This is a genomic window from Flavobacterium nitratireducens, assembly GCF_029625335.1.
GTDB lineage: Bacteria > Bacteroidota > Bacteroidia > Flavobacteriales > Flavobacteriaceae > Flavobacterium > Flavobacterium nitratireducens.
The window spans coordinates 2,068,529-2,080,897 of sequence record NZ_CP121111.1 but is presented as its reverse complement, the minus strand read 5'-3'; the positions used below and the strand labels follow the sequence as shown (position 1 = coordinate 2,080,897).

Below are 12,369 nucleotides of genomic sequence, written 5' to 3'. Positions count from 1 at the left end.
TCCTTAAAAACACCCTAAAAACCATTGAAATTTAAAAAAAGAAATTAGTTAACTGAAATCAATTTTACATCAAAAACCAATACGGAACCTCCTGGAATAGCACCATTATCACTACCTCCATATCCTAACTTAGCTGGAATAACTAGTATTGCACTTCCGCCTTCTTTTAGATACGAAATTCCCTCTGTCCAACCTTTAACTACTTGATTTAAATTAAAAGAAATTCCTTTTTCATCACTTTGATCAAATACTTTACCATCCATAAAATATCCTTTGTAAGCAACCGTTACATTAGACGCTGGAGTAGCTTGCTTTCCTGTACCTGGATTATTGATTACATAATATAATCCTGATTCGGTTTTAGTTCCTTTTAATCCTTTTTTAGCTACATAGTCTTCAATTTCTTTTTCATTTTTAGCAATGTACGGAATCTCACTTGGAGCTACACTACTACTTTCGCTAGTTTCTTTTTTACAAGAAATAAAAAGAGTCATAACCAATAAGGCCGATAACAAATGTTTCATAGTTAATTTTATTTTTTTAATAGCCAAATATAGTAAAGGGATTTACAAAAAACTAATCTCCATAAATTTGAACATCATCTATTTGAAAAGTACCATCTAAAGCTAGATTTTTTCCTGAACCAATATATCGAAAAGCAATATTGATTTTCCCTGTGTAACTCGATAAATCAATAGCTCCCGAACCTATAAACTCATTCCAAGGAGTAGATTGAGTGGGGATTTTTGCAGGGAGTTTAGTCCATGTTGCGGAAGTTACATGCAGTCCATCAAAATTAGTTGAAACATATACTTCCAAGGTATTTAATGGCGAATCGACATCCAAGTGGTCTTGGGCTGAACGAAATGATAAACTTTCATGAGTATGTGTATCCATATCAATTTTAGGCGAAATTAACCAAACAATATTTGAGGCAACTTTAGTCCCCGTGATCGCAAATTCGGCATAGCCATTTGTACCGGAAATTCCTCCTTTCCAAACGATTGCTCCTGCTTCTATAAGATTACTCCATCCGGGCAAACTTAAATTTGTCCCATCAGTAACTGTTTGAAAATCTTCAACAAAAAAAGGAATATTTCGACTGGCAGTCATTTGCACATCGGCTTCTTTTCTGACTATTAACTGATAATCGGTATCGTATTTAGTGAGTACGCCTCTTATTTTTCCACTACCCGTTGGCACTAAATTCTTCGAAAAATCAGCGAAGGAACTCGTTCTAAAAATAAGTTGGTTCCCATTTTTGTCTACCAAATTCCAATTGGTTGCACCGCCTACATTATTCGTTTCTTCAAAGTAGTGACGACCAATAGCTGGTTCTGTAAACTGTACATCCGACAATTCAACAAGCGTGTTTAAATGACTATCGTTAATTTCACCTAAATTCAGCGCGCTAACTAATTGTTCCTCTTTTACATTCGTACAGGAAGCATACAAAACTTTTTTATAATCATTTTGCGAAAGCCTACCAACTCCTCCCAAATTAAAAGCATTGACATACAAAGAACCCATACGTAAACCTCCAAAGTACAAATCAGTATATTGATTTTTTAATTTCACATACACTTTATTACCCACTCTATAATCTACGTACAAATTAGACACATCAACAGGAACCGAAAATCCCTGAGCAGGACTACTCGCAGTAGGCAACGTTTGCAACGAAATCGTCTTAAAAAAATTACCGTTTTCATCACTCGAAACCACATAAGCCTCAATTACATCATCATAGGCATATTGAGCCACAATTTCTGCTGAAGCGGATTTAATATCCGCCACAGTTTTATTTGCTGTAAAATCGGGTTGGTTACAGACGAGTTTTGGAATTTGGGTTTCATCATTTGCGCAAGCTCCAAAAAACCATAAACCAACTAAAAGATAAATAAAGGTAGTATAGCTACTTTTCATAAAATTTCCATTTAAAAATTAGAAACTGAAATACAGATTTACAAAATAAGTGCGGCCAAAACCATTGAAATACTTGTTACCAAAAGCAGGTGAACCACTGGAAACATCTTGATTGAGTTGCCTAAAATTGGCATTTCGGGCTTGCTCATAACCACCTGTTTTAAATTGTGAGTCCAGCAAATTATTAATACTCACAAAAAGTCCGAGCGTGTTACTTTTAAATCGCCAAGATTTACCACCAATCAAATTGAGCAATAAAACCGAATCCAATTTTTCTTGTCGCAATAATTCGGCTGCTCTTTCCTCAGTTGCTTCTGGAAATGGAAAACCGCTAGCTGGATTGGTATAAAAACGATTGGTTCTGGATAGTGGCGAAATATCAATATAAGTATCGGCTAAGAAATTCACATTGGTTCCAACCCACCAATATTTAGGATTTCGGTATTCCAATCCTAAACTATACGCCTGCTGCGGCATACCTGCCTGTTTGTAATTTTTTAAAAGTGCGGTTCCAAAATCAAATGAAGGTGTTGTGTTATCAACACTTGCCACCGCATCATTATTAAAGCTCACATTCGGGTTGCTATCATAGGTATATTGACCATAAGCAGCAGAAAAAGTAGTTTTAAGCGTGGGGTCTATTTGGTATTCCAAACTGAATTCGGCTCCCCAATTCTTTTTATCCAAACGAGTCAATGTCTGACTCACAAAAGCATTTGTATTCGTATAACCTGCTTCATTATCAAAAATTCCTTCGGCATAAAAAAAGCTGACTTTCGTTGTATTATTAATCGTTGCATAATAAGCGGTCAATCGGGTTTTGATTTTTGGAGTCCGAAAAATATAAGTCGCATCAATACTATTGAGTGTTTCACTTTCCAGTCCGTCCACCACACTATTATTCAAACGGGCATTAGAAAAACTGTTTCTCAAATTAGGTGGTCTTGTTAGATGCGCGGCATTACAATTAAACAATTGATTTCCAGCAATTTTAAAAAGAACGCCCCCTTTGAATCCATAATTTTCAAAGTTAAGTTTTTGACTTTTGCCAAAAGAAGTCGTGGGATAAATTCCGTTTTTATACCAACCTTCTCGTTGGTAATTGGTTTTCGAAAACGACTGAGCCAAATAAAAATCAACTTTGTTATAGGAAAATTTAAACTGAGTAAAGGCTTCTACAGCAGTTGCCGAAAGCTTATAATTATAACCATAAAGATCACCCACTTTCACCTGACGATTGGGATTATTCAAGTCGGATTGTGCTTGAGAACCACTATAAAACCCATCAATATCTTCAAAAAAAGTTCCGCCTAATAAATCCAAGAGTTTTTGAAAATTATGCGACTTCAAGTCCCGAAAAGAGATTCCGGTATTGAAAATCATATTTTCATTAAGTTGCGAATTGAAATTAGTAGACATGGACAATGTTTTATCGTCGGAACGATCCTCGTACAACACATAATGACTTTGCGCTGGCACATAACCAATGATATTAGAATTTGAATCCACTACAGGATTTTGATTGGCACGATACATCGCTTCCCAATCGATTTGGGGATGGGCTAAAAAAGCTTCTTTACTTTTCGCTGCATTTTCATAATCGGGTGTAAAATCTCCCGAATATTCTCCGTTGTCAGGAGCATACATGGACAAATAATAGCTTGGCATTTTTCGATAATAAGTAGGATCAGGACTATTAGCATTTTGATAATCAACATTGCTGTTGCCTACTTTTCCCCATTGGTACATTAGACCCGAATTGAGATTGCTATGGTCGTTAACTTTAAAATAATGGTTGAGCATCACTATGGGTTCGGCAACAGTTCGCACTCTGGAATTTCTAATTTTCCCATTTTGGTATCCCCAATACGAATTGTATTTTTCGTTTGTTAATTGGATTACTTCGGCCGTATTTGGCGAATTTTTACCTCTTTCATTTGGGGTATAAAAGCCTAAAATGTTAAGTGAATGCTGGTCGTTTAATTTCTTTTCGATACTAAAAAACAAAGAATTAGCATCATAATTTGTGCCGTGAAAATACCCTTCTTGTGCATAGCGTTTCCCTGCCGAAACCACATAAGCCCAGCCTTTGTTACTCATTCCTGAAGCGTAGGTTGCCATAGCACGCCAAGTATAATTTGTATTTGTTCCTGAAAAAGTCAGTCGGCTTCCTTCTCTATAAATGGAAGCCCTAGTATTGATTTCCTGTGTCCCTAAAATTCCTCCAAAGGTATAATCAGAAGGAGTCGTTCCTACCGAGAATTCCTGATTTCGAGTTGCATCATTGAGACCGCCCCAGTTGTTCCAATTGGGTCTACCATCATATATTTTATTCATTATGATTCCATTAATCATGGTACTTGCATTTTCAATATCCAAACCCCTGATTCGAAAACGAGCTTGTCCCCAATTGAAAGCGGCCGCTTGTTGAAAGGCATCTTTAGAAGATTGTAATAAACCCGAAGTAGTTTCTGAACTACTGTTATCATCTGTCAAATCGTCTTCCAAAAGTTGAATAAGAGCTGCTTGTTGGTCCGTAATTTGGTCTAGTTCTAATACAATAGTTCCTAAATCGACTTCTAATGAATTTTGAGTTGAAACTGGAAACAAAGCATCTTTATAGCCTTGACTATGAAATAGAATTAAATAATCGGCAGCGTGAATGGACTCAAAAATGACTATTCCATCCGAATTAGAAAGTTGTGTATAGGAGGTATTTTGAATAGAAACCACAACACCTACAAGTGGTTTCAACGTTTTAGAATCTAAAACCTTAGCTATAATTCGCGCCTGATTTTGTGCAATTACACTTTTGAATGCCCCAAAACTCAAAAGTAGAACAAGAAAATATTTCATAAATCCAAATGATTTTAATGCCATAACTAAAGACTCAGAAATATTCGAAAAATGAATATTTCCAATCCATTAGGATTCTTGTTTTTGGGAAATCAGACTATCGTCATAAATGAACCAAGCCTAATTCAAAGCGGTGGTATCAAACCAATTAAAAAAATGATTCGGCACTTTGAATAATTTAAAAGTAAGAAAAAAATGATTTGATTAAATAATTTTTTGGGTTTTTTATTGGATAATTATTGAGCTGAAAAGGAGACGACTAATTTTCTATGCCTTTTCTAATAGTTTTTAAAAAACTTTTGATAAAATCCTACTGAATCACTTTAATTCTTGGAACAAGGAAAGCAATAATAATCCCGAAAACACCAATAAAAGCAAATGAAAATCGAAGCCCAAACAATTCGGCTATGTAACCAATTACGGGTGGTCCCATCAAAAAACCAAGGAAACTCACACTAGAAACAGCTGTTAAGGCTTCCCCAGGAGGAATAGTTGGATGTTTTCCTGCCAGACTATAAAGTGTTGGTACAATGGTTGAAACACCAAGTCCTACCAACATAAATCCAATCATTGACGAAACCAAATAGGAAAAAATACGGTTGTAAACAGTCCTGTAGAAATAAGAATTCCTCCAGTTTGCAATACTAATTTCCTTCCATAACGATTAATCATACCGTCGCCTAAAAAACGTCCAGTAGCCATCATAATCATAAATGAGGTATAACCTAAAATGATTAGTGGTCCCGGTGCCTGAACAATATCTTTGAAATAAATTCCGCTCCAATCAAACATAATTCCTTCGCTTGCCATTGAACCAAATCCTATAACTCCCAACCAAATCAAAGCCGAATCAGGTTTTGAAAACAGTTTTTTCTTCTCCGGAGCTTTTCGTTTTTCTTTGGCTTTCACCAAATATTTATAATTGAATACGATAAGTAAAATAGTAATAATTCCTACTATAATAAAATGATAGTACGGAATTAAATCCAATGCTAACATTCCTAAACCAAGTAAAGCTCCTGTAAAACCTGCAAAACTCCATACTCCATGAAAAGAGGCCATGATGGTTTTTTTGAAAAGTTGTTCGGTATAAACGCCTTGGGTATTGACAGCAATATTGTTCATATTCCCAAACATTCCAAAAACATATAAAGCCAGTGCAAGCTGCCAGGCATTTGTAGCTAATCCTAAATTAGTCAAACAAAAAGCATATACACTCAACGAAATAACCAATAAACGATGACTGCCAAAACGTGTAACTAATTTACCCGAGAAAGCCATCATGGTTAATTGTCCCACAGGCAAAGCAAATAAAATAGAACCTAAATCGGCATCACTAAGATGAAGCGCTACTCTAATATCTGGAATCCTACTTGCCCAAGTAGCAAAACACAAACCCATTGCAAAATAAAAAGAAGCTACAGCAAGTCGAACTCTATTTAAATAAGAAATCTTAGCATTTCTAAAACTCTTTTTTATCTTTCCTTGCGCTCTAAAGCTCCCTATTAAATTTAATCGTAACAAAGGCGTAGTGTTTAGGGATTGAATATGCAAAAATACAAAAAGGAATTTTCACCGCCTGTTAATTTAATTGAAGCAAGCAATAATACATCGTTATCGTTTGTTGTTTTTAACATTTAAATAACAATAGATGCCTCATAATCAAAAACAAAAACCGCAAATTCGCAGATTTTCTTAATCTGTGAATCTGCGGTCAATATCATTAAATTAAGTTTTTTTGTCGTCACTTCGTGTGATTTTAAATGATAATGCGATAGCTTTATTATTTAATCCCGAAGTGTCGGGAGTATCGAGAAGCCTTGTTTAAAACTAGAGTTCTCGATACTGGTTTACAATTTTCTATCGCAAATTGTAAACCAACTCGAACAGACGAATTCTTGACTTAAATAACTTTAAATCTACCAATACTAAAACATTTACAAATCAACCACTCTTTTTTCTTTATTACTTAGGATAGCGGCTTCAATTATTTGCATTACTCTTGCGCCATCTTCAGCGGTAACAGGTTCTGCAGTATCATTGACAATAGCATTATAAACCCCATCAAAAAAATCATAGTAATTCCCTTTAAGCGTCGGGATTCTGCCGTGCATGATTCTGCCGTCAATTTCAGTGTGTAAAAAACCTTCTTTATCCAAAGGTTCTGTTCCCCAGGAATCCAAATTAGGTTTTTTCATCACTTTCAAATCGTCTTCCTGTACATCGCCTCTTGGTTTTAAGAAAGAACCTTTTTTACCATGAATCACATAAGCCGGATTGGTTTCGCGCACAAAGAAACTCGCTTTCAAACGCACTCTGAAATCAGTATAGTACAATACCACATCAATCCAATCATCAACTACTGAGTTTTCACGAGTTATACGAATATCAGCAAAAACAGCTTTTGGGAAACCAAACAAATACAATGCTTGATCAATAATATGCGGACCCAAATCTTTCAAAATTCCGGAACCTGAATTCACGGTTTCCTTATGTTGTTTCGGACTCAATTGCGGATTATAACGGTCAAAATGAAATTCGGCTTCTACAATTTCACCCAGAGAACCATCTACTAGAACTTGGCGAACCGTTTTAAAATCACTATCCCATCTCCTGTTTTGAAAAACGGCTAATTTAACCCCATTTGCCTTTGCCAAAGCAGCTAATTCTTCCGCTTCCGCTACTGTTGACGTGAATGCTTTTTCTACAATAGCATGCTTGCCCGCTTCCAAAACTTTTTTGGTATATTCAAAATGCGTTTCAATGGGTGTATTTACCACTACCAAATCAACATCATCAGCCAGAATTTCATCAATAGAAGCATAACTTTTTACGTGTGGATAATCTTCCTGAATTAATTTTTTACTTCTTTCCCAAGAACCAACTAACTCAAATCCTGGATGTAATTCTAAAAAAGGTGCCTGAAACACTTTTCCAGACATTCCATAAGAAAGTAAAGCCGCTTTTATTGTTTTCATATTTTTATCTTGTATTTTTTATGCCACGAATGCACGAATTATTTTTTAAATCTTTGTGGTTACATTTCAACACAGACCTGCCTTGCCGGCAGACAGGTTAGACAAATTATCACAGATTTTTCATTTTCGTAAATGAAAATAATCTTATATGAACTTTTAAAACACTTATAGAAGATAAAAAACTTAAATGACTTATATGTTTTAAATGTTTAGCCTAAAATTAATATCTTAATAAGTCCAATTTCTATTTTAATTTTGCTCTTTCGTATTGTTTTGGCCAATCGACTTCTGCTCCTAATGCTTTCGCAAAATCCAATCCCAAATTAGGATTGCGAAGCGATTCACGGGCAAAAAGAACCATGTCTGCTTGTTTATTCTGCAAAATTGCTTCTGCCTGAAATGCATCAGTAATTAAACCAACAGCTCCCGTTAAAATTTCGACTTCTTTTTTAATTCTTTCGGCAAAAGGAACCTGATACCCCGGACCTAAAGTAATTTTTTGATGTGAAACTGCTCCTCCAGAAGACACATCAATCAAATCGACTCCTTTTTCTTTTAGAATTTTAGAAAGTTGGATAGATTCTTCTTCATTCCATCCACCTTCCGCCCAATCCGTAGCCGAAATACGCACAAACAAAGGTAAATTTTCAGGCCATTCGGTTTGAACTGCCTCTAGAACTTCCATCGTAAAACGAATTCGGTTTTCAAAACTTCCTCCATATTCATCGGTTCTAGTATTCGACAATGGTGATAAAAACTGATGCAATAAATAACCATGAGCGGCATGAATTTCTAAAACCTCATAACCTGCTTGAACAGCTCTCTTTGTTGCTGCTTTAAAATCAGCAATCACTTTTTGGATTCCGTTTTTGTCCAAAGCTTCTGGAAGAAAAGGTTCTGAATCGTGATAAGGTATTGCAGATGGCGCCACTGTTTGCCAGCCGCCTTGTGAAGCATCCAGTTTTTTATTGCCTTTCCAAGGTGAAGAAACACTTGCTTTTCGACCAGCATGCGCCAACTGAATTCCCGGAACTGCATTCTGACTTTTGATAAAAACGGTAATAGCCTTCATTTTTTCGATATGCTCGTCTTTCCAGATTCCTAAATCTTCGGGTGAAATTCTTCCTTCAGGCGATACCGCAGTCGCTTCCTGAATAATCAGTCCCGCTCCACCACTGGCACGACTGCCCAAATGTACCAAATGCCAATCGTTAGCAAAACCGTCTGTTGACGAATATTGGCACATAGGAGAAATGACAATTCTGTTTTTTAGCGTAATACTTTTTATCGAAAGAGGAGAAAATAATTTTGAAGACATAATCCTGTTTTTTAAAAACGATAAAATAATTTTATTTGAGAAAAGTAAAGTTACAAGAGCTTAGCCAATATCTGAATTCAAATTGAAATTAATTAACAAACATTTAAATGCTTATGGAATAATTATTGTGAAATAAACAAACAGAAAACCTTACTTTTGTACGTCATATTAGAACCAAAATTAAAAAATGGAAATTTTTATTAAGCTTTCTCAATTTTTATTGAGCTTATCATTACTGATTATACTTCACGAACTGGGACATTTTATTCCTGCTAAATTATTCAAAACCAGAGTTGAGAAATTCTATTTGTTTTTTGACGTTAAATTTTCCTTGTTAAAAAAGAAAATTGGTGAAACCGAATACGGAATTGGTTGGCTGCCGTTGGGTGGTTATGTAAAAATTTCGGGAATGATTGACGAGAGTATGGACAAGGAACAAATGGCTCAACCTCAACAACCCTGGGAATTTCGTTCTAAACCGGCTTGGCAACGTTTGATTATTATGCTAGGCGGAGTTACGGTCAACTTTATTTTAGCTTTTATTATTTACATTGGGATGGCATTTGCTTATGGTGACACTTATATCGCAAATGAAGATTTGAAAGATGGTCTTTTAATTGAAAACCCTGCCATGATTAAAGCTGGTTTTAAAACCGGAGATAAAATCCTTGCGGTTGATGGAACTTCAATTGTTAAATTTGACAACGAAATCAACATGAAAATCGTAATGGGTAAAGAAGTACTTATCGAAAGAAACGGTACTGAACAAACTTTAAAAATGCCTAAGGATTTTATTGACCAACTTACCAAATACGAAAAATCTCCTGTGGTTTCTATCCGAATGCCATTTGTAATTGGTGCTGTAACTGAAGAATCTACTAATAAAGCTTTACAATCTAAAGACATTATCTTATCCTTAAACGGTCAAAAAACAAAATACTTTGACGAAGCCAAAACTATTTTAGACCAAAACAAAGGAAAAACAATTCCTGCTGTGGTTTTGCGTGACCAAAAAGAAACAGTTGTTCAGCTTGTGGTGAACAACGAAGGAAAATTAGGTGTTCAATTGGGAGGTTTAGGAATGGACTCTTTAGAGAAATTAGGCTACTATAAAGTAAGTACACAAAAATATGGTTTCTTAGAATCTATTCCTGTTGGAATCGAAAAAGGGAAAAACCAATTAATTGGATACGGAAAACAATTGAAAATGATTTTCAATCCAGATACAGGTGCCTATAAACAAGTAGGCGGATTTGCTGCTATTTATAATATTTTCCCAAATAGCTGGAGTTGGGAAGTATTTTGGGGTATCACTGCTCTGTTATCCATTATGCTTGGTGTAATGAACTTATTACCTATTCCGGCTCTTGATGGTGGACATGTTATGTTTTTGTTATACGAAATAGTTTCAGGCAAAAAACCAAGTGATAAATTCCTAGAGAACGCCCAAATGGTTGGTTTTGTTTTGCTTATCACACTGTTAGTATTTGCTAATGGAAATGATATTTATAAAGCCATTATAGGCAAATAAAAAAAATGTATTTTTTTTCATTTTTTGTTTGCCACATTCAAAAAACGTCTTATATTTGCATCCGCTAAGAACAAGCTAACACAGCTTAACAATAGCAAATAAATACGTTCCTTACGCATATTAAATATACAGTTTCCTCCTTAGCTCAGTTGGTTAGAGCATCTGACTGTTAATCAGAGGGTCCTTGGTTCGAGCCCAAGAGGGGGAGCTTTTATTTGAAAAGACTATCAGAAATGATGGTCTTTTTTTGTTTAAAACCTATTCACGAATTGTATGCACTTTGTTTACATTATTTATTCTTCAGATAAAGATACTTTCTACATCGGTGAAACTTCAGATATTGAACTTAGGCAGGAATGGCACAACTCAACCATATTTAAAAACTCACATACTAAAATAGCAAATGATTGGACAGTATTTCATCTTATCAAATGTGTAGACATTTTTCAAGCAAGAAAAATAGAAAAACACATAAAAAGCATGAAAAGCAAAACATACATTTATAATCTCAAAAAGTATCCTGAAATTTCCGAAAAACTACTACTTAAACATAGTTAATCAGAGGGTTCTTGTTCCGATAGCTATCGGAACGAGCCCAAGAGGGGGAGCTTTTATTGGAAAAGCCATTCTTTCGGAATGGCTTTTTTTATTTCCATACTTTCTAAACTCCCGGAAATACTGGACATGACCTCCACTACCTCATTAAGGGAATTGGTTCGAAAACCCTCATTTACTATGATTAAGTTTTCAAGGTAAATTATACTCAAAAAACTCGCTTTTCCCGCGCCAGAAAAGTGGTTGAACACTTTTTCTAAAATACAGATTTATTGCCTTGACAAAACTAAAGAATTGCTCCGTTTTTTGATTTTTTATATTGGTTTAAATATTCATAAATGATTTTAGTTGCTCAATAGAAATATCAGGGTTTGCTCCTTCACTTGCAGCTACCAGAGCACCAATAGCACAAGCGTAATTTAAAGATTTTTGTGGTGATTTACCTTTTAATAATCTAATGATTAGTGTTGCCAAAAAGGAATCTCCTGCCCCAACGGTATCTACTACATTTACAAAATAGCCACTATTATAATAAAACTTTCCTTTGTTGTATAATACCGCTCCAAAAGCGCCTTTCGTTACACAAATCTGCTGAGTATTAGTCTTCTCAGAAATAAATTTTATATTTTGCTCAAAGGAATTATAAGGAGAATTCATTTTTTTGCTTATTTCAACTAACTCTTCATCATTCAGTTTTATAAAATCAGCTTTATTCATTAATTCGATTAATATGTCTAAAGTATAATATGGAGCTCTTAAATTGGCATCCAAAATTTTATATTTTGCTTTATCTAAAAGAGTCATTAAAGTTGACCTTGATACCTCATCTCTACAAACCAAGCTCCCAAAAACAAAAGCATCAGCATCGCTAATTATTTTAATCATTTTATCAGATATGCAAATTTTATCCCATGCAGAAGGATAATGAATATCATAAGAAGCATTCCCTTTTTCATTAATCATCACATGTACAACTCCAGTCTTATAATCATTATCAATTTGAATTAATTCTGAATTTACTTTGTGATTGTCAATATATTTTATAATTTCCTCTCCATTTGTATCGTTACCAATCTTGCTAATTATGGTAATCGTTGCACCTAAAGAATTCATTCTTAAAGCTACATTTAAAGGAGCCCCACCAATTTTTTTATGTGTTGGGAATTCATCCCATAACACTTCTCCAAAACATATTACACTTAATT

The 12,369-nt window shown here is 34.9% G+C and carries 10 protein-coding genes and 1 tRNA gene; 3 read left to right on the top strand and 8 right to left on the bottom strand.

The window, feature by feature from the left end; all coding sequences use genetic code 11:
• Positions 1-44: 44 nt before the first annotated feature.
• The 7 genes from P5P90_RS09845 to P5P90_RS09820 form a co-directional block, all read right to left on the bottom strand.
• A complete protein-coding gene (locus P5P90_RS09845; protein ID WP_278034528.1) occupies positions 45-524 on the bottom strand; it encodes an FKBP-type peptidyl-prolyl cis-trans isomerase in 480 nt (159 codons plus the stop codon).
• 52 nt (positions 525-576) lie between these two features.
• The gene (locus P5P90_RS09840) at positions 577-1,926 is read right to left on the bottom strand and encodes a DUF5689 domain-containing protein (protein WP_278034527.1); all 1,350 of its coding nucleotides are present in this window, start codon (positions 1,924-1,926) and stop codon (positions 577-579) included.
• A gap of 18 nt (positions 1,927-1,944) precedes the next feature.
• Complete coding sequence (locus P5P90_RS09835) at positions 1,945-4,782, bottom strand: peptidase associated domain and porin domain-containing protein (RefSeq protein ID WP_278034526.1); 2,838 nt, start codon at positions 4,780-4,782, stop codon at positions 1,945-1,947.
• 310 nt (positions 4,783-5,092) lie between these two features.
• On the bottom strand, positions 5,093-5,341 hold the full coding sequence (locus tag P5P90_RS14205) for an MFS transporter (RefSeq protein ID WP_340696394.1): 249 nt from the start codon (positions 5,339-5,341) through the stop codon (positions 5,093-5,095).
• Between the two features lie 8 nt (positions 5,342-5,349).
• Positions 5,350-6,306 (bottom strand): MFS transporter, encoded by a 957-nt coding sequence (locus tag P5P90_RS09830; protein ID WP_340696393.1) that lies wholly within the window; start codon positions 6,304-6,306, stop codon positions 5,350-5,352.
• A gap of 413 nt (positions 6,307-6,719) precedes the next feature.
• The gene (locus tag P5P90_RS09825) at positions 6,720-7,760 is read right to left on the bottom strand and encodes a Gfo/Idh/MocA family protein (protein ID WP_278034525.1); all 1,041 of its coding nucleotides are present in this window, start codon (positions 7,758-7,760) and stop codon (positions 6,720-6,722) included.
• 244 nt (positions 7,761-8,004) lie between these two features.
• A complete protein-coding gene (locus P5P90_RS09820; protein WP_278034524.1) occupies positions 8,005-9,078 on the bottom strand; it encodes an NADH:flavin oxidoreductase/NADH oxidase in 1,074 nt (357 codons plus the stop codon).
• A gap of 187 nt (positions 9,079-9,265) precedes the next feature.
• Between P5P90_RS09820 and rseP the strand changes: the two genes are divergently transcribed.
• The 3 genes from rseP (at position 9,266) to P5P90_RS09805 (ending at position 11,167) form a co-directional block, all read left to right on the top strand.
• Complete coding sequence (rseP, locus tag P5P90_RS09815; RefSeq protein ID WP_278034523.1) at positions 9,266-10,609, top strand: RIP metalloprotease RseP; 1,344 nt, start codon at positions 9,266-9,268, stop codon at positions 10,607-10,609.
• Positions 10,610-10,743: 134 nt separating this feature from the next.
• Positions 10,744-10,817 (top strand) — tRNA-Asn (locus tag P5P90_RS09810).
• 65 nt (positions 10,818-10,882) lie between these two features.
• Positions 10,883-11,167, top strand: coding sequence for a GIY-YIG nuclease family protein (locus P5P90_RS09805; protein WP_278034522.1), 285 nt, complete (start codon positions 10,883-10,885; stop codon positions 11,165-11,167).
• A 321-nt stretch (positions 11,168-11,488) separates the two neighbouring features.
• Here the strand turns inward: P5P90_RS09805 and P5P90_RS09800 are convergent, their stop codons facing one another.
• Complete coding sequence (locus P5P90_RS09800; protein WP_278034521.1) at positions 11,489-12,343, bottom strand: carbohydrate kinase family protein; 855 nt, start codon at positions 12,341-12,343, stop codon at positions 11,489-11,491.
• Between the last annotated feature and the right edge of the window lie 26 nt (positions 12,344-12,369).